The following is a 17986-nucleotide window of genomic DNA, read 5'->3' on the forward strand; positions in this document are numbered from 1 at the left end:
CGATGCCCGGTCGTCGCGCACCGACCGATTGAGGGCTGCCCGGAGCGGCTCTAGGATGCAGGCGTGGCCGAGCCCACCCGAGAGGCGGATCGGGAGTCGAGAAGCCTCAGCGGGACCCTCCTCGAAGGAAAGCTCGCGATCAGGCCGGTCCGAAGGGGTGCCGTCAGTCGTCGCGCGCTCATCGAGCGCGCCCGCGCGAGCGATGCGCGCGTCGTCGGGGTGACCGCGCCGGCCGGCTTCGGCAAGTCCACCCTCCTGTCGGAGTGGGCGGCCGTCGACGACCGGATGATCGCGTGGGCGACGATCGACCGCTTCGACGACGACCCGGCAGCCCTCCTGACGCTGCTCGCGACGGCATCCGCGGAGTTCTCGCCGTCGGCGGGGATCGTCGCCTCCGAGATGCGGGGCCTCGCGACAACCGTCCTCGGTCGCTCCGCGCCGATGCTCGCCGCGGCTCTCTCACGCGCGTCCGAACCGTTCCTGCTCGTCATCGACGACATCCACTCGGCGGCGTCGGACGAGTGCCACGACGCGCTCGAAGTGGTCCTCGCCGGCGTGCCGAGCGGATCGCAGGTGGTCCTCGCGAGCAGGGCGGAGCAGCCGTACTTCGCCCGCTTGCGCATCGACGTCCCCACTCTCGAGATCGGAACGGACGAGCTCCGGCTGGATGGCGACGCGGCCCGCGTGATCTTCGCCGAGCACGACGTCGAGGTCGACGACGACGGCGTAGGCGTCGCGGTCGAACGGTGCGAGGGGTGGCCGACCGGACTCGTCCTGTACGCGCTCGCGGTGAAGGCGGGCGCAGACGTCCTCACCGTCGGCGGGGACGAGCGCTTCGTCGCGGAGTATCTCTATCACGAGTGCCTCGCCGGGCTCCCGCCCGAGCTGCAGGACTTCCTGCGTCGCACCGCGGTGCTCGACGAGCTTTCGGCCGAGCTGTGCGACGCGATGCTCGACCGGGACGACTCCGGCGAGCTGCTGCGTCGCATCGAGGCGCTCAACCTCTTTCTTATCCCGCTCGACCGGCGCGAGCTGTGGTTCCGCTATCACGCGCTGTTCCGGGAGTTCCTGCTCGCCGATCTGCGCCTTCGGGAGCACGGCATCGTCAGCGGCCTGCACGTGCGGGCGGCGGAATGGCTCGAGGGCGAGCGCATGCTCGACCCCGCGGTCGAGCACCTGCTCGCCGCGGGCGAGGTGGAGCGCGCGGGCGAGCTCGTCGCGGAGCTGGCCCTGCCGACGTACCAGCGCGGCGAGGTCGCCGTCGTCGAGAGGTGGCTCGACGGGCTCGGCGACGCGGTCATCGAGGCGTCGCCCGCGCTCGCGGTCATCGCGGCGTGGGCGGCGATCCTGCAGGGCAAGTCGCCGGCGTCGGAGCGATGGGCGGCGGCCCTCGACCGCTTCGATCTCGAGGGAGCGCCCGAAGAGGATCGGGCCGCGTTCGAGTCCGCTCGAGCGATGGTGCGCGCCGCGATGTGCGCTCAGGGGTGGGAGAGCGCGCTGGCGGATGCGCGGCTGGCGGCCGCCTACGAGCCCGCGTGGAGTCCGTGGCGCGACCAGGCGCTGCACCTGCTCGGGTCGGGCTTGCTGCTCGCGGGGGACAGGGCGGGTGCACGCGATGCCTTCGTCGAGGCGTCGGAGAGTGGAGCGCAGGCGGGCAACGCGGACTCGGTCCTCCTCAGCGAGGCGGAGCTCGCGATCCTCTCGATGGACGACGGCGACTGGTCCGCCGCCGACGCCCATGCGCACGCGGCCGTGCGCGCCGTCGACGACAACCACATGGAGGGGTACCCGACGACGGCGCTCGCGCTCGCGGTGAGCGCTCGGCTGGCCCAGCGCCGCGGCGACGCGGCGGCGACCGATCGGTTCCTCGTGCGCGCGATGCGAGCGCGCGTGCACTGCACCCACGTCCTTCCGTTCCTCGCGATGCGCACGCGCCTGCAGATCGCCGGCGTCCTGGTGGGCCTCGGCGATCGCACCGCGGCCAGGCACATGCTCCGCGAGATCGACGACCTCCTCGCCCGCTACCCCGACATGGGGACCTTGGCGGACGAGATCGCGCGCTTCCGGTCGCGGCTCGATGACGCCGCGATGAGCCGTGCCAGCATCCCGCTCACGCCCGCGGAGCTGCGCCTGCTGCCCTACCTCCAGACGCATCTGACGATCGCCGAGATCGGACAGCGCCTCTTCATATCGCGCAACACCGTCAGCTCGGAGGTCGGATCGATCTACCGCAAGCTCGGGGTGACGACTCGCGGTGCCGCGGTCGAGCGCGCGATCGAGATGGGGCTGCTCGGCGGCTGAACCTGGTCGCGGGGTCAGGACTCGTCGGTGAGCAGGTCGAGCTCCACGCCGAGCGCGAGGAGCACCTTCGGTGCCGCCTTGACCACGCGAGGCCGTCCGACATGGGGCATGATCGCGTCGAGCACGCCCGCGATCTCAGCGGGCCGTGCGCCCGAGCTCACGGCGTCGTCGACCTCTTTGCGCATCGACGCGGCGGATGCCGACACCGCGACGAGCGCTCCGATGCGAACGAGCGATCGCGTCTTGGCGTCCAGATCGACGGTCGCATCGGGATGTTCGCCCGGGTGCTCGTCTCCGTCGATGCTGAGTCGGCGCAGGTGGTCGAGGTGGTCCACGGTCCACGCTCCCGCGTTTCAGGGTTGGTCGCCTGGCGACAAGTCAATCCCTTCGGGCCCTCATCCGGTTCATGCGATCTGCGTGATGCCTGTCGAAAACACCGCTTCTAGCCTCGCGGAATGGGGCGCCCCTCCGGCGACCCGCGAGGCCGGCGCAAGCCCGAGGCGAAGAGGTGATGGAGCATGGACGACCTCGAGTACGGACCCGTGGAGCTGATACTCGCGGCTTTCGAGGGCGATGAGCCGGACCCGGGTGTCTTCGACGCGCTCGCGGAACTCGCCGAGGCCGGCACGATCCGTGTGATCGACCTGGTCCATGTCTCGCGCTCCGCCGACGGCGAAGTCACCTACCGGGAGGTCGACGAGAGCGGCATCCGGAACGGTGCGGTGGACCTCGTCGCAGCGGGGCTCGCCTCGCACGAGGACGTCACCGAGCTGGGGGAGCTGCTCGCACCGGGGACCTCTGCCGTGCTTCTCGTCGTGGAGCTGCTGTACGCGACGCAGCTCGCCTCGCGCGTGATGCGGGCTGGCGGCTACGTGGTCGATTCGGTCCGCATCCCGGCGCCCGTCGTCAACGAGGTCGCCCTGGCGGCGGCCGGAGCACAGGGAGTGAGCTGACATGCTGCGCAGAATGGGGCGGCCGGGGCTCCTCGGCATGGCCGCGCGGACTGCCGTCATCGCGGGAACCGCGACTGCCGTGAGCGGGCACGTCGCCCGCCGCCAGTACGAGCGGGCCGAGGAGAGAGACGCCGAGCACCAGTACGAGGTGCAGCAGGAGGCGGCCATGATGGCATCCGCCCCACCGCCCGCACCGCCCGGGCCCACCCCACCGGCCGCGCCGGCCGCGACGGACATGGTCGGCGAGCTCCAGCGCCTCGCGGACCTCAGAGCGCAGGGCGTCCTCAGCGACGCGGAGTTCCAAGCGGCCAAGGCGAAGCTGCTCGCGTGAGCGAGCGGCGTGAGGAGACGTCGTGAACGACAAGAAGAGTGTCATCGGCACCCCGCTGCCCCCGGCGCGGACGCTTCCCTTCCCGCCCAAGCCGTCCGGCAGCTACGCCGGCCGCACGCTCGCGGAGTCGACGTACTCGCCGCTGCCGCCCGAGAGGCATCTCGGCGAGGGCGCGCCGAACGTCCTGATCGTGCTGATCGACGACGCCGGTCCCGCCCTGCCGGCGCCGCTCGGCGGCAAGGTGAACACTCCGACACTCGAGCGGATCCGGTCGGAGGGGATCGGGTACAACCGCTTCCACACCACGTCGATGTGCTCGCCCACGCGCGCGTCGCTGTTGACGGGCCGCAACCACCACCGTGTCGGCGCCGGGCAGATCGCGGAGCTCGCGAACGACTGGGACGGCTATTCGGGGCATATCCCGAAGAGCAGCGCGACGATCGCCGAGGTGCTGCGCAACTACGGGTATGCCACCGCGGCATGGGGCAAGTGGCACAACACCCCCGCCGAGGAGACGACGAAGGCCGGGCCGTACGACAACTGGCCGACCGGCAACGGCTTCGAGTACTTCTACGGCTTCCTCGCCGGAGAGGCGTCGCAGTACGAGCCCAACCTTGTGCGCAACACCACCAGCGTCCTCCCGCCGAAGACGGCCGAGGAGGGCTACCACCTCAGCGAGGACATCGCCGACGACGCGATCGCGTGGCTGCGCGATCACAAGGCGCTCTCACCCGACAAGCCGTTCTTCATGTACTGGGCGACCGGAGCGATCCACGGCCCGCACCACGTGCACAAGGAATGGTCCGACAAGTACAAGGGCATGTTCGACAGCGGGTGGGACGTCTACCGCGAGGAGGCGCTCGCAGGCGCGAAGGCCGCCGGGTGGGTGCCGGAGGACGCCGAGCTGACGCCGCGGCCGGAGTCGCTGCAGGGCTGGGACGACATCCCCGATCATCAGAAGCCGTTCCAGGCGCGACTCATGGAGGTGTGCGCGGGGTTCGGCGAGCACGCCGACGTGCAGGCAGGACGCGTCGTCGACGAGCTCGAGCGCCTCGGCTACCGCGACAACACGATCGTCATCTACATATGGGGCGACAACGGCTCGTCGGGCGAGGGGCAGAACGGCACGATCAGCGAGCTGCTCGCACAGAACATGATCCCGACCACGATCGACCAGCACATCGCCGCCCTCGACGAGCTCGGCGGCCTCGACGCGCTGGGGACGCCGGCGACCGACAACCAGTACCACGCCGCGTGGGCGTGGGCGGGCTCGACGCCTTATCAGGGCATGAAGCTCATGGCCTCGCACCTCGGCGGCACGCGCAACCCGATGTTCATCCGATGGCCTGGCCGCATCGCCCACGATCCGGAGCCGCGCACGCAGTTCCACCACGTCATCGACGTCGCGCCGACGCTGTACGAGATCCTCGGCATCTCGGCTCCCGAAGAGGTCAACGGCATCCACCAGGACCCCATCGACGGCACGAGCTTCGCGTACTCGATCGACGACAGAGCCGCCGAGGGCCGACACCGCGTGCAGTACTTCGAGGTGATGGCCAGCCGCGCCATCTTCGAGGACGGCTGGATGGCGTCCACCACCGGTCCGCGCCTGCCGTGGGTGCCGGGCGTTCCGCCGGGGATGGCGACCTGGACTCCGGACGACGACCGCTGGGAGCTGTACAACCTCGACGAGGACTGGAGCCAGGCGCGCGACGTCGCCGATCAGCATCCGAAGAAGCTCGCGGCCCTCAAGGAGCTGTTCGCCATCGAGGCCGCCAAGAACAAGGTGCTGCCCATCGGCGGGGGTCTGTGGATCGCTCCGCTGCATCCGGAGCTGCGCATCGCGCCGCCGTACGAGGAGTGGGTGATGTCGGGCGACACCACCCGTGTTCCCGAGTTCTGCGCACCGGCGCTCGGCAACCGGCCGAACCTCGTCACGATCGAGGTGAACGTGGGCGATCGCGCCAACGGCGTGCTCTACAAGCTCGGGGGCGCCGGCGGCGGGCTGACGTGCTTCGTGATGGACGGTGTGCTCACGTACGAGTACAACCTCTTCCTCGTCCAGCGCACGATCATCGCGTCCCCGGAACCGCTCGCCGCCGGCGATCACACCATCGAGATCGAGACGAGTTCTGTCGAACCCCGGCCCGGCGGGCCCCTGCGCGTCGTGCTGCGGGTCGACGGCGCCGAGCTCGCCTCGGGGACGGTGCCGGTGAGCGCGGCGCTGCTGTTCTCGGCGAACGACTGCCTCGACATCGGTCGCGCCTACGGAGGTGCCGTCTCGCGCGCGTACGTCGACCGCATGCCGTTCGCGTTCGACGGACGCATCGACCGCGTGCACATCGCGTACGCCGTGCCGCCGAAGCCTGATTCGACGTGACCGACGCGCCCTCCGACCACGTCACTCCCGCACGAGACGGGCGGGAGCGTGCGGAGAGCGTGCGCGAGGTGCTCGCCGTCGTCGTGCTCTCGGTGACCGCGATCCTCACCGCGTGGTGCGGGTTCGAGTCGTCGAAGTGGGGCGGCATGATGTCGATCGAGTTCAGTCAGGCATCCGGGGCCCGTATCGAGGCAGCGGATGCCGCGAGCACCGCCCGCGACAACCGGGCCGTCGACCTGTCGATCTACGAGCTGTGGGTGCAGGCGCGGGCGACCGGCGACACCGCGCTCGCCGAGTACGTCGAGGCGCGGTTCACTCCCGAGTTCGCGATCGCGTTCGAGGACTGGCAGCAGGGCGGCGAGTCTGCGCGGTCGCCCTTCAAAGAGCCGTCCTATGTGCCGGAGGGCGCCGTCGAGGCCCAGCGCGCGTCCGATCGCGCCGACGCGCTGCTCGCGAAAGCCCTCGAGAGCAACCAGCGGGGTGACGACTATGCGATCCTCACGGTGCTGTTCGCGCTCGTGCTCTTCTTCGTCGCCGTGTCGGAGCGCAGCCGCATGCACTGGAGCGGGTGGTTCCTGCTCGGGCTGGGGATCGCCGTCGCGATCGTCGGCATCGTGATCCTCGTGACGTTCCCGATCCTCGTGTGACGCAAGGGGCGGGCCGTGGCGGCCCGTAGGCTGAGGACGTGCCCCCGTTCGACCAGTCCCGCTACCAGGTGCGCCTCGAGTGGGGCGCCGACGGCCTGCGCCGGCTCGCCCCCTCCGACATCGTCGTGGTCGTCGACGTGCTGCGCTTCTCGTCGACCGTCTCGCGCGAGGTGGCCGCGGGCCGGTCGGCGCCGCTCGACGAGTCCGCGCACGCGGTGTCGATCAACGGCGCCGCGATCGCGGCCGCGGCCGCCGAGGCGGGAGCGACGGTCATGGCCGGATGCCTGCGCAATGCGTCGGCCGTGGCATCCGCCGTTCTCGCCGAGCAGACCGCACGAGCAGCTCGCACGAGCGTCGCGGTCATCGCGGCGGGCGAGCTGAACGGTCGCGAGCAGGGTGCTCCGGTGCGCGTCGCGGTCGAGGATCAGCTCGGAGCGGGAGCGGTCGTCGACGCGCTTGCGTCGCTCGGCATCGATCACACATCGCCCGAGGCGGCCGCAGCGTGCGAGGCGTTCCGCGGACTCCGCCGAGCCGTGCGTCACCTCCTCACCGCGAGCGGCTCGGGCCAGGAGCTGCTCGAGCGCGACGCGCGCGACGAGGTGCTCGCGGCGGCGGAGATCGACGCGGATGCGACGGCGCCGGTGCTCGTCGACGGAGCGTTCCGCGCGCTCGACGTCAGCGCGGGGTCAGTGCCGCGAGTCGTGCGGCCGGCGTGATCTCGCGGCGCGTCCACGTGAACGCGAAGCGTTCGTCGTAGCGGGGAGCGCACTGCGCGCACGAGGTCGCCCGCGTCGGGCGGCGGTGCCGGTGGGCGATGTGGCCGGCGGGGCATACGCCGACCCACGGGGCGAGCTCGGTCGCCGTCTCGCCGTGGTGCGTCGTGCCGCCGACGTAGCCGATCTCGCGTGCGATGCGCTTCCATGTCGGGCCGTGCCCTGCGGACGGACCCGCGAGCGCGTGCGCCACCTCGTGGAGGAGCGTCTGGTGGTTCGCGTCGTCGTCGTAGCGCGCCGCAAGGTAGCGCGAGACGCTGATGCGCTTGCGCGTGTAGTCGCACAGACCCGCTCGGCGCTTGGCGTTGTCGAACGCGAACGACCATGTGTCGTCGAGGTGCAGGGCGATGAGCGCCTCGGCCCAGTGGCGCACTCGATGGAGTTCCGACATGGCGGCGAGATTAGAACGTACCTACGACACTCGCCGTGGCCCGCGGCGTCATCCCGCGAGCGCCGCGTCGGCGCGACGCCGGTCGGCGGCTTCGATCGCGAGGAGCATGGACTCGAGCTGGTCGTCCGGGGCGCCGGACTCCTGACGCAGGAACAGCGCGCGCTTGAAGTCGTCGCGCGCCTGGTCGAAGTCGCCCGCGTCGTAATGGGTCTTGCCGCGGTGCTGGTAGGCGAACGCCGCGATCGCCGACCACCCCTGGCCCTCGGCCTCTTCGGCGCACATCGTGAGCTCCTGCTCGGCGGCGGCGAACGCTCCGCGGTACTGCTGCACGCTCGCATGGAGGATCCGGGCGCGAAGAAGATCCTTGCGGGTGCCCGCCATGCGCGCGACGCGTACCGACTGCTCCGAGATGACGAGGGCGTCCTCGAGTCGACCGAGCACCTTCAGAAGCCACACCCGCTCGAGCAGTGCCGGCAGGCTGCGCTGTTCGCCGATCTCGTCCAGGCGCTCCTTGCACTGGCGCGGATCGATCTTCTCGCGCAGCGTGTCGGGGTCGTACCCGTGGATGTAGCTCACCGTCGACTCCCTTCCGCTCGTCGTTCGCCACTCCAGTGTGCCCCGCGCTCGTGCGGCGCCCGTGCGGGCACGCCGAGGAATGCGACTTGTCGGGCGTGGCGTCAGCGTTCGAAGACGGATGCCGCGGGTCGGGGCGACGGCGTCGCGTCGGCGTCCGTCGCGACCCGCGCTCCGCGCACGAACTCGTCGAGCTCGGCGCCCTGCGCGACCTTCGCCGGGTGGGGACCGGCGGCCATGAGCCGCGGAAGCCATTCGGTCGGGAGCGGCACGGGCGACGCGGCGATCACGAGGTTGCCGAACCGGCGCCCCTTGAGCGTCTGAACCTCGGCGAGCACGATGACCTCGGGAAGGACCGCGCGCACGGTCGCGACCTGGCGCCGCGCGAAGGCGAGGCCCTTGCCGTCGGCGACGTTCACGAGCAGCACGCCGTCCGGCGCGAGGAGCCGCATCGCGGCCGTGTAGAACTCGATCGTCGTGAGGTGCGCGGGCGTCTGCGAGCCGGAGTACACGTCCGACACGAGCAGATCGACGTTGCCCTCGAGCCCCGCGGGCAGACGGGCGAGGCCTTCGCGCGCGTCGCCGATGCGCACGCGGATCGACGCACCGCGCGGGAACGGGAGATGCTCCCGCACGAGGTTCACGAGCTCGGGCTCGAGCTCGATGACCTGCTGCCGCGAACCCGGCCGCGTCGCCTCGATGTACCGCGGGAGCGTGAGGGCGCCGGCGCCGAGGTGCACGGCGGTGAGCGGTTGTCCGGGCATCCGCAGTCTGTCGATCACGGCGCCCATGCGCGCGACGTATTCGAAGTGCAGGTGCGTCGGATCGTCGAGGTCGACGTGCGACTGCGGGGTGCCGGCGACCTCGAGCTCCCACCCGTTCACGAACCCCGATCGGACGATGCTCGCGATGGATCCGTCCGACAGGCGCGCCGAAGGTCCGGATGCCTCGACCCGAGCCCGCGCCATATGTCAACGCTACCCGTGGGCGTGGGCGCCTGGTCTAGCGTGCTGGCATGGCCGACCTTCCCGTGTACACCTTCCAGCGAGGCGATGACGTCATCGTCTACACGCGGTCCGGCCGCACGGACGGGCCGGTGTTCGTACTCGTGCACGGCATCGGGATGGGCCGCGGCGTGTTCGGGGATCTCGTCGAAGAGCTGAGCCGCGAGGGCGACGTGATCGCGCTCGACCTCCCCGGCTTCGGCGACTCGCCGAAGCCTCGCCGGCCGCTCGACATGCCCGCATGCGGAGACGTCGTCGCGGCGCTGCTCGACGAGCTCGGCGTGCGCGATGCGGTGCTCGTGGGGCATTCGATGGGGGCGCAGGTCGTGGCCGAGACGCTCGTGCGGCATCCGCACCTTCGCGGTCGCGCCGTGCTCGTGTCGCCGACCGTCAACCCGGCGGAGCGGAGTGCGGTCGTCCAGGGTCTGCGGCTGCTGCAGGACATCGCGATCGAGAGTCCCAAGGTGCTCGCCCTCGGGGCGATCCACTACGTGAAGGCCGGGCCGATCTGGTACGCCAAGACTCTGCGCCGCATGGTCGACCACCGCATCGAGGACGTGCTCCCTCTGCTCGACGCCGACACGCTCGTGGTGCGGGGCGAGGTCGACAGGGTGAGCCCGCGCGATTGGGCCCGCGAGGTCGCGCGGCTCGTGCCCCGCGGCGTGCTTCGCGAGGTCCCCGACCGCGGTCACGAGGCGATGATCCGCACCGCGCAGCCCGCCGCATCGCTCATCGTCGAGCACGCCGTGGAAACGTCGGGGCGCGGGCCGGACTCCCGCGGGCCGCGCGGCGATACCGTGGAGGAATGACGTCGATCGACCTCAACGCCGACCTCGGCGAGACGGTCGGCGGGGTTCCCACCGCCGACGACGAGGCCATGTTCGCCGTCATCTCGAGCGCGAGCATCGCGTGCGGCGGACACGCGGGCGACGAGGAGACGATGCGCGTCTCGGCGGCGCGCGCGGTGCGGCTCGGCGTCGCCGTCGGCGCCCACCCGTCGTACCCCGATCGCGCGGGCTTCGGCCGCGTGGGCATCGACATCGGGCGCGAAGCGCTCACCCTCGTGATCGCCGACCAGCTGGAGGCGCTGTCGGCGGCGGGCGCCGACATCCGGTTCGTCAAGCCGCACGGCGCGCTCTACAACCGCATCGTCGCCGACCGCGAGCAGGCGGAAGCGGTCGCCGATGCGGTCGCTGCGCTGTCTGAGCGGCTCGGGCGTGCGATCCCGCTCCTCGGGCTCGGGGGAGCGGGCGCCGCGACAGCGGCCGAGCGTGGTCTGCCGTTCGTGCAGGAGGCGTTCCTCGACCGCGGCTACCGCGCAGACGGCACGCTCGTGCCGCGCGGTGAGCCCGGGGCGCTGCTCACCGATCCCGAAGCCGTCGCCGAGCGAGCGGTGCTCCTCGCACGCGAGCGCGTCGTCGAATCCGTCGACGGAGAGGTCGTCGCGGTGGGCGCCGCATCGCTGTGCGTGCACGGCGACTCGCCCGGCTCGATCGCGATGGCACGCACCGTGCGGGCGGCGCTCGACGAGGCCGGGGTCGAGGTGCGGGCGCCGTGGTGACGCTCGGCCGCGAGGAATCCGCAGTCCGGATCCTGCCGATGGGAGACCGCGCGCTCCTCGTCGAGGTCGCCTCCCTCGACGAGGTGCTCGAACTGCGCGACCGGCTCGAGGCGTCGCGGCCCGAAGGCGTCGTCGACCTCGTGCCCGGTGCGCGGACGGTGCTCGTTCGCGTGGATCCTGCGGTGCTGTCGGTGGGCGCGGCGCAGGCGTGGGTCGCGGGCGCCGAGACGGATGCCGCACCCGCGGTCGCGGCATCCGTCTCGCTCATCCAGCTCGACGTCGTGTACGACGGAGAGGACCTCGCCGAGACCGCGCACCTGCTCGGCGTGGGCGCTGACGAGCTCGTGCGCCGGCACGCCGCCGCCGAGTGGACCGTCGCCTTCACGGGCTTCGCCCCCGGCTTCGCCTACCTCGTGAGCCGCGACTGGACGTTCGACGTCCCACGCCTCGCGTCGCCTCGCACGCGCGTGCCTGCCGGAGCGGTCGGCCTCGCGGGGGTGTTCTCCGGCACGTATCCGCGCGAGAGTCCGGGCGGCTGGCGGCTCATCGGCACGACGTCGGCACCGCTGTGGTCGCCGGATGCCGCATCCCCCGCGCTGCTCCGGCCGGGCTCTCATGTGCGGTTCCGCCCGGTCGAGCGGGCCTCGGCGGTCGCGGCGTCGTCGGCTGTGCCGCGTGCGGCGGATGCCGAGATCCGGGGCATCCGGGTCATCGAACCCGGGCTGCTCGCGACGATCCAGGACCGCGGGCGCGAGGGCGCCGCGTCGCTCGGCGTCTCACGCTCGGGCGCCCTCGACCGCACGGCGCTCGGCGTCGCGAACCGGCTCGTGGGCAACCGCGACGACGCCGCCGGCATCGAGGTGACGATGGGCGGCTTCCGTGCCGTCGCGGAGCGCGACGTGTGGGTCGCCGTCACCGGTGCGTGGGGGCCCATACGGCTCGGCGGCCACGAGGCCGACCCGTACACGGCGCACGTGTGGCGAGCGGGCGAGGAGCTGCACCTCGACTGGTTCGCGCACGGCGCGCGGGGGTACGTCGCGGTGCGCGGGGGAGTGGACGCGCCGGTCGTGCTCGGAGCACGCGCGACGGATCGCCTCGCGGGAATCGGCCCGGCGCCGCTGGTCGCGGGCTCGGCCATCGCCGTGGGCGACGACGTCGCGGGACCGATCCCCGTCGCACCGCCCGCGCCGTGGGGAGCCCCGCACGACGACGAGCTCGAGATCGAGCTCGCGCCGGGACCCCGTGCCGACTGGTTCGCGCCGTCCGCGCTGAGCCTCCTGTTCGACGAGACCTGGACCGTGACGGGCGCCGCCGACCGCGTCGGCATGCGGCTGGACGGCCCCGAGCTCACGCGCAGACGCGACGGCGAGCTGCCGAGCGAGGGCATGGTGCCGGGTGCCCTCCAGGTGCCGCCGAGCGGCCGCCCGACGATCCTCCTCGCGGACGGCCCCGTGACGGGCGGCTATCCCGTGATCGCGGTCGCGACGGATGCCGCGCTCGACCTCCTCGGGCAGGCGCGGCCCGGCACGCGGCTGCGCTTCCGCCACGCCCGGCCTCCCGCCTGAGCCCGCCGACCGGGGTCGAGATCGCACGAACGGCGGCGCTCCGCGGCATCCGCCGGTGATTCCCGCAATCTCGGCGGCAGTCGCGCCGCAGGGATCACCAGTGCTGCAGGATCTCGTCCACCTCGTCGTGCTCCTCGTCGGGGAGCGCGAGCAGCACCGCCTCGGCGAGCGACATCTCCTCGCCCGCCGCCTCGCCGCGCGCGACCGCCTCGGGGTCGCGGCCGCGCAGGATCTCGAGGTGCGGCGTGTGCACCGTGAACGCCTCGACGTCGAACACGCCGATCCGGTGCCGCACCGAGCTCGCCGCCACCGCGAGGGCCGCCGCGCGCCACGCGTCGCCGCGCGCGGCCGCCACCGCGCACACGCCTTCGAGCCCGTAGGCGACGCCCTCGTCGTAGTGCAGCCGCAGCGACAGCAGGAGGGTCTCGAGGAACTCCGGCTCGGCGAGGTCGATCTCGCCCCGCACGAAGTTCAGCCGCGCGCGCAGGTTGCCTGCGACCGAGGTCGTGAACAGGTCGCCGCCCGCGCGCGCGACCTCGCTCGCGCGATCGAAGTGCGCGAGCGCCTCGTCGATCGCACCGCGCCTCCAGCACAGGCGCCCGAGCGAGACCTCCGAGATCGCCTCAGCCCAGCCGTTCCCGAGCTCGTGCAGTCGCCGCACCGCCTCGAGCAGCTCGGCCTCGGCGCGTTCGACGTCGATGTCGGACAGCTGCACGCGCGCCGTGCCGCGCGCCGCGAGGGCCATCGCCGCGGCATCCGCATCGCCTGCCTCGGTGAACAGGCGCACGCATTCGCCGAGACCGGCGACCACCTGCTCGCTCGGGCGCTGCCACATCTCGCCCCACAGCGCGAAGAACCATGCGACCGCGCGCGTGTGCTTGGAGATGGGCTGCGGCTTGTCGAGCAGCTCGAGCATCCACACGCGCACCTCGCCGAAGAAGCCGGCGATCCACCAGTAGATGAGGAGGCACCACGCGAAGTCGCCCGCGTCGTCGAGGCGGTCGGTGTAGACGAGGTGGCGCACCGCGGCCCGCAGGTTCGGCAGCTCGAGGCCGAGCTGCGCGACGGCATCCGCCTGGTCCGCCCCGCGCAGGCCGGGGGCGAGGCGCTTGACGAACGCGCTGTAGTAGTCGGCGTGGGCCGCGCGCATGCGGTCGGCTTCGCCTCGCTCCTTGAGCCGACCGAGCGCGTACTCGCGCACGATCGCGAGCAGCGACAGCGCGGCCCGCCCGCCGACCTCGGTCTGCTTCACGAGCGACGCGTCGACGAGCGACGCGATGCCGTCGATCGCGTCGCCGTCCCATGAGCGTCCCACGCCGAGCGCCTCGACCGCCTCGAGCGAGAACACCCGCGCGAAGACGCCGAGGTCCTCGAGCAGCTCCCGGTCGCGGTCGGGCAGCAGGCTCACGCTCCACTCGATCGTCGCACGCATCGTCTGGTGCCGCTCGGGCATGTCCCGAACGCCCGCCGTGAGGAGGGGCAGGCGCTGTTCCAGGCGCTCCGCGATGCCGTGCGGCGTCAGCAGGCGCATCTTCGCCGCGGCGAGCTCGATCGCCAGCGGCAGCCCTTCGAGGCGCCGGCAGATGTCGGCGACGTCCGCCGCGTTGTCCGGCGTGATCTCGAAGCCCGGCTTCACGGCCTGCGCGCGGTCGACGAACAGGGCGACGGCACTCGTGCGCGTCGACGGATCGAGGCTCGCCGATCGGCCTTCGTGGGGCGTCCGCAGGCCCTGCACCTCGTATACGCGCTCGCCGCGGATGCGCAGGATGGTGCGGCTCGTCACGAGGAAGCTGGCCAGCGGCGCGACCGTGTACAGCCGCACGAGCACGGGGGCGGCATCGATGATCTGCTCGAAGTTGTCGAGCACGAGCAGCACCTTGCGGCCGTCGAGCGCGCGCGAGATGCGCTCCTCGAGGGACGCCTCGCCGTTGTCGCGGATGCCGAGGATGTACCCGATCGTCGGAAGCAGCAGCGCCGACTCCAGCACGCCCTCCAGCGGCACGAAGTAGACGCCGTCGGGGAAGAGGTCCTCGGTCGCACGCGCGACCTCGATCGCGAGCCGGCTCTTTCCGATGCCTCCCGGCCCGATGAGGCTCACGACGCGATCGGTGCCGCGCGCGAGCAGCTCGCGCACTTCGCCGATGTCGCGCTCGCGGCCGATCGTCGTCGTGTACGGCACCGGCACGCGGGATGCGAGCGCCGAGGCATCCGGCGCCGCGTGCTCGGGCTCGGAACGCGATTCGTCGAAGCGCTCGGCGAGGAGGATCGCGAGGTCGTTCGCGATCTGGTCCTCGAGCTCCGCGGCGTTCCGGAACGGCAGGTATGCGGCGGTGTCGTCCTCGCGGATGCGGGCGATCAGCTCCTCGAGCCGCGCGTCGCGGCCCTCCGACGCACGGACGTAGATGAGCTTGGGCATGTTCTTCGGCGCGAGGTCGTACTCGTCCTCGAGCCCCGAAACCGTCTCGTCGGGTGCGACCCAGCCATAGCTGTCGCCATAGATGCCGATGAAGATGTCGCTCTGCGCGAGATAGGAGCGGTAGAGGCTGCGCGGCGGATGCGGTCGCGCCCCCAGCTCGAACATGACGGGCGCCAGGCGCATCCGCTCGATCGCCGCACGCGCCGCGCGCCGCTCATCTGCGAGCTCGCGCAGCGTCGAGCTGACGAAGACGCGGATCTTCTGATCGGGCGTGCGGATGCGCGGGTGCTCGCGCTCGCCGGTCACCACGCGGCGGCCGATCGCCGTGTCTCGGCGTCGGCGTCGGGGAGCGCGAGCGCGATCGCCTCGGCCAGGCTCATGTCGCGCCCCGCGCGCTCGCCGGCCGCGACCGCGTCCGGGTCGGCGGCGCGGATCGCCGCGAGCGGCTCGCGATGCACCGCGAACTCCTCGATGTCGAAGATGCCCGTCGTCTGACGGATCGTCGCGGCGGCTCCCGCGAGCGCGCCCGCACGCCACGCCTCGCCGCGCGCCGCGGCGAGCGCGCACATGCCCTCGATGCCGTACGTCGCGCCGTCGACGAAGCGCAGCTGGATCGACAGCCGCAGCGTGAGGAGGAACTCCTCCTCGCACTCGTCGCGCATCCCGATGAGGAAGCGGAACCGGGCGCGGTTGTTGCCCGCGACGATGCGTGTGAACGCGTCATCCGCGTCTTCGGCGATCCGCACGGAGCGATCGAAGTGCTCTGTGGCGGCGGCGATGTCCTGGCACACGACGCCGAGCTGGCCGAGCGCGACCTCGGCGAGCGACTCCGACCAGCGGTCGCCGAACGTTCGCAGCCGCACGACGGCGTCGTCGAGCTCGGCACGCGCGACCTGCGGATCCAGGTCGGGGAACTGCAGGCGCGTCGTCGCGCGAGCGGTCTGCACCATCGCGGCGGCGTGGTCGTCGCCGCTCTCGGCGAACAGGCGAGCGCTCTCACCGAGCGTCGAGACGACCTCGACGGACGGCTGCTGCCACATCTCGGCCCACGTCGTGAAGAAGGCCGCGATCGCACGTGCCCGATCCGACATCGGCCGGCCCGAGGCGAGCAGCTCGAGCATCCACACCCGCACGTCGGCGAAGTAGCCCGAGATCCACCAGTAGACGATGAGCGACCACGCGAAGTCGGCGGCCTCCTCGAGGCGTCCGGTCTGCACGAGGTGGCGCGCCGCTGCGCGGAGGTTGGGCACTTCGAGACCGAGCTCGGTGACCGCCTCGATCTGCCCCGGGCCGCGCAGCCCCGGCGCGATTCGCTTGACGAGGCCCAGGTAGTGCTCGGCGTGCGCGATCTTCAGCTCGTCCGCGTCGCCGCGCTTCTCGAGCGCCTCCAGCGCGTACTCGCGCACGATCGCCAGCAGCGAGAACACGGATCGGCCGTCCTGGTCCATCTGGCGCACGAGGCTCGCGTCGATGAGCGCGGCGAGCGTCTCGATCGCGTGGTCGCCCCACGGCCTCGACGCGCCGACGGCCTCGACCGCGTCGAGCGTGAAGCGCGCCGCGAAGACGCCGAGGTCCTCGAGCATCTCGCGCTGGTCCTCGGCGAGCAGGCCGACGCTCCAGTCGATCGTCGCGCGCATCGTGCGATGGCGGTCGGGGAGGTCGCGCACGGGCGCCGACAGGAGGGGGAGTGCGCGCCCGAGGCGCGTCGCGATGTCGGCGGGCGGAAGCAGCCGCACCTTCGCGGCGGCGAGTTCGATCGCGAGCGGCAGGCCGTCGAGGCGACGGCAGATCTCGATGACATCCGCCGCGTTCGCCTCGGTGAGCTCGAACTCGGGTTTCACGGCCGCCGCGCGCTCGGCGAACAGCACGCACGCGGCCGAGGCCTGCGCCTGCGCGAGGGTGGCCGGAGCGTCGACCGGCGGCAGCCCCAGCGTGTCGACGTCGAACACCCGCTCGCCGCGGATGCGCAGGATCGTGCGGCTCGTCACGAGGAAGCACGCGTTCGGCGCGAGCGTGTAGAGCCGCACGAGCACGGGCGCCTCGTCGACGATCTGCTCGAAGTTGTCGAGCACGATGAGCACCCGGCGGTCGTCGAGGGACTGCGCGATGCGCTCTTCGAGCGAGTCTGCGCCGGTGTCGCGGATGCCGAGCACGTACGCGATCGTCGGCAGCAGCAGCCCCGCTTCGAGCACCCCCTCCAACGGGACGAAGTGCACGCCGTCGGGGAAGAGGTCGGCGTTCGCGTGCGCCGCCACGATCGCGAGCCGGCTCTTGCCGATGCCGCCCGGTCCGATGAGGCTCACGACGCGGTGCTCGCCGCCGGCGAGGAGAGCGCGCAGCTCGGCGAGCTCGCCGTCGCGCCCGATCGTCGTCGTGTACGGCGCGGGCACGCGCGCGGCCAGGTCCGGCTCGGCGGATGCCGCGGCATCCGGCCTCGACTCGTCGAACCGTTCCGCGAGGAGCGTCGCGAGGTCCGCGGCGACGCGCTCGCCGAGCTCCTCAGCCGTCTCGAAGTGCAGATACGCGGCGGTGTCGTCGGCCTGGATGCGCGCGATGAGCTCCTTCAGCTTCTCGTCGCGCGCCGGCACGTCCTTGATGTAGATGAGCTTCGGCATCGAGCGCGGCGCGAGGTTGTACTCGTCCTCGAGTCCCGACACCTCCTCACCCGGCGCCACCCAGCCGTAACCGGCCCCGTAGATCCCGACGAACACGTCGCTCTGCTCGAGGTACGAGCGATACAGGCTGCGCGGCGGATGCGGCCGCGCCCCCAGCTCGAACATCACCGGCGCCAGGCGCATCCGCTCGACCGCCTCGCGCACCGCGCGACGCTCCCCCGCGAGCTCACGCAACGTAGAACTAACGAACACCCGGATCCGCTGGTCGGGCGTGCGGATCACGGGGTGCTCCACCCCAGTCATGTGCACATCATCCCCCTGGACGGGCCGCCGCGCCATCATTCGTGCGAATGCGTCGCCGCTGTCGCGGCGCTCGAGTGCCGATCGATGGGAATGGCGGATGCCCTCGCGGCGCTTATACCGCAGCATCCGGAACTTTTCAAGAATGCGAGTGGACACGGCGCGCCCAGCCGTGT

Annotated in this window: 15 protein-coding genes; 9 read left to right on the forward strand and 6 right to left on the reverse strand. The window is 72.0% G+C overall.

Going from position 1 to position 17986, the window contains the following annotated elements; all coding sequences use genetic code 11:
- Positions 1-63: 63 nt before the first annotated feature.
- Positions 64-2301: a helix-turn-helix transcriptional regulator gene (locus VNR19_RS05450; RefSeq protein ID WP_325724681.1), complete on the forward strand. Its 2238-nt coding sequence runs from the start codon at positions 64-66 to the stop codon at positions 2299-2301.
- A 14-nt stretch (positions 2302-2315) separates the two neighbouring features.
- On the opposite strand, the gene VNR19_RS05455 is transcribed toward VNR19_RS05450, so the two are convergent.
- Positions 2316-2636: a carboxymuconolactone decarboxylase family protein gene (locus tag VNR19_RS05455; RefSeq protein WP_325724683.1), complete on the reverse strand. Its 321-nt coding sequence runs from the start codon at positions 2634-2636 to the stop codon at positions 2316-2318.
- A 183-nt stretch (positions 2637-2819) separates the two neighbouring features.
- Here VNR19_RS05455 and VNR19_RS05460 point away from each other — a divergent pair, with 183 nt between their 5' ends.
- The 5 genes from VNR19_RS05460 to VNR19_RS05480 are packed head-to-tail and all read left to right on the forward strand — an operon-like array spanning position 2820 to position 7328.
- A complete protein-coding gene (locus VNR19_RS05460; protein WP_325724685.1) occupies positions 2820-3254 on the forward strand; it encodes a DUF6325 family protein in 435 nt (144 codons plus the stop codon).
- A gap of 13 nt (positions 3255-3267) precedes the next feature.
- A complete protein-coding gene (locus VNR19_RS05465; RefSeq protein WP_414684121.1) occupies positions 3268-3585 on the forward strand; it encodes an SHOCT domain-containing protein in 318 nt (105 codons plus the stop codon).
- 22 nt (positions 3586-3607) lie between these two features.
- Positions 3608-5965, forward strand: coding sequence for an arylsulfatase (locus tag VNR19_RS05470; RefSeq protein ID WP_325724689.1), 2358 nt, complete (start codon positions 3608-3610; stop codon positions 5963-5965).
- Entirely contained in the window at positions 5962-6612 is a 651-nt protein-coding gene (locus VNR19_RS05475; RefSeq protein WP_325724691.1) for a DUF308 domain-containing protein, read from the forward strand. Before VNR19_RS05470 ends, VNR19_RS05475 begins: the two co-directional genes overlap by 4 nt.
- 38 nt (positions 6613-6650) lie before the next feature.
- Positions 6651-7328, forward strand: coding sequence for a 2-phosphosulfolactate phosphatase (locus VNR19_RS05480; protein ID WP_325724693.1), 678 nt, complete (start codon positions 6651-6653; stop codon positions 7326-7328).
- Here the strand turns inward: VNR19_RS05480 and VNR19_RS05485 are convergent.
- The 3 genes from VNR19_RS05485 to VNR19_RS05495 all read right to left on the reverse strand — a co-directional run bounded on the left by VNR19_RS05485 (position 7288) and on the right by VNR19_RS05495 (position 9317).
- Complete coding sequence (locus tag VNR19_RS05485) at positions 7288-7776, reverse strand: SprT-like domain-containing protein (protein ID WP_325724695.1); 489 nt, start codon at positions 7774-7776, stop codon at positions 7288-7290. The genes VNR19_RS05480 and VNR19_RS05485 overlap by 41 nt on opposite strands.
- Before the next feature lie 48 nt (positions 7777-7824).
- Positions 7825-8352: a tetratricopeptide repeat protein gene (locus VNR19_RS05490; protein WP_325724697.1), complete on the reverse strand. Its 528-nt coding sequence runs from the start codon at positions 8350-8352 to the stop codon at positions 7825-7827.
- 101 nt (positions 8353-8453) lie between these two features.
- Positions 8454-9317 carry a spermidine synthase gene (locus tag VNR19_RS05495; protein WP_325724699.1) on the reverse strand — a complete coding sequence of 288 codons (864 nt, stop codon included), beginning with the start codon at positions 9315-9317 and terminating at the stop codon, positions 8454-8456.
- 47 nt (positions 9318-9364) lie between these two features.
- Between VNR19_RS05495 and VNR19_RS05500 the strand changes: the two genes are divergently transcribed.
- The 3 genes from VNR19_RS05500 to VNR19_RS05510 are packed head-to-tail and all read left to right on the forward strand — an operon-like array spanning position 9365 to position 12479.
- The gene (locus VNR19_RS05500) at positions 9365-10162 is read left to right on the forward strand and encodes an alpha/beta fold hydrolase (protein WP_325724701.1); all 798 of its coding nucleotides are present in this window, start codon (positions 9365-9367) and stop codon (positions 10160-10162) included.
- Positions 10159-10914: a LamB/YcsF family protein gene (locus VNR19_RS05505; RefSeq protein ID WP_325724703.1), complete on the forward strand. Its 756-nt coding sequence runs from the start codon at positions 10159-10161 to the stop codon at positions 10912-10914. Before VNR19_RS05500 ends, VNR19_RS05505 begins: the two co-directional genes overlap by 4 nt.
- Positions 10908-12479, forward strand: coding sequence for a 5-oxoprolinase subunit B/C family protein (locus VNR19_RS05510; RefSeq protein WP_325724705.1), 1572 nt, complete (start codon positions 10908-10910; stop codon positions 12477-12479). Before VNR19_RS05505 ends, VNR19_RS05510 begins: the two co-directional genes overlap by 7 nt.
- Before the next feature lie 94 nt (positions 12480-12573).
- Here the strand turns inward: VNR19_RS05510 and VNR19_RS05515 are convergent, their stop codons facing one another.
- Together VNR19_RS05515 and VNR19_RS05520 are read right to left on the reverse strand one after the other, a co-directional pair.
- Entirely contained in the window at positions 12574-15204 is a 2631-nt protein-coding gene (locus VNR19_RS05515; RefSeq protein ID WP_325724707.1) for a DUF4062 domain-containing protein, read from the reverse strand.
- Positions 15198-17813: an ATP-binding protein gene (locus tag VNR19_RS05520; RefSeq protein WP_325724709.1), complete on the reverse strand. Its 2616-nt coding sequence runs from the start codon at positions 17811-17813 to the stop codon at positions 15198-15200. The genes VNR19_RS05515 and VNR19_RS05520 overlap by 7 nt, the downstream gene beginning before the upstream one ends.
- Between the last annotated feature and the right edge of the window lie 173 nt (positions 17814-17986).

Source organism: Microbacterium sp., assembly GCF_035556355.1.
Taxonomy (GTDB): Bacteria; Actinomycetota; Actinomycetes; order Actinomycetales; family Microbacteriaceae; genus Microbacterium.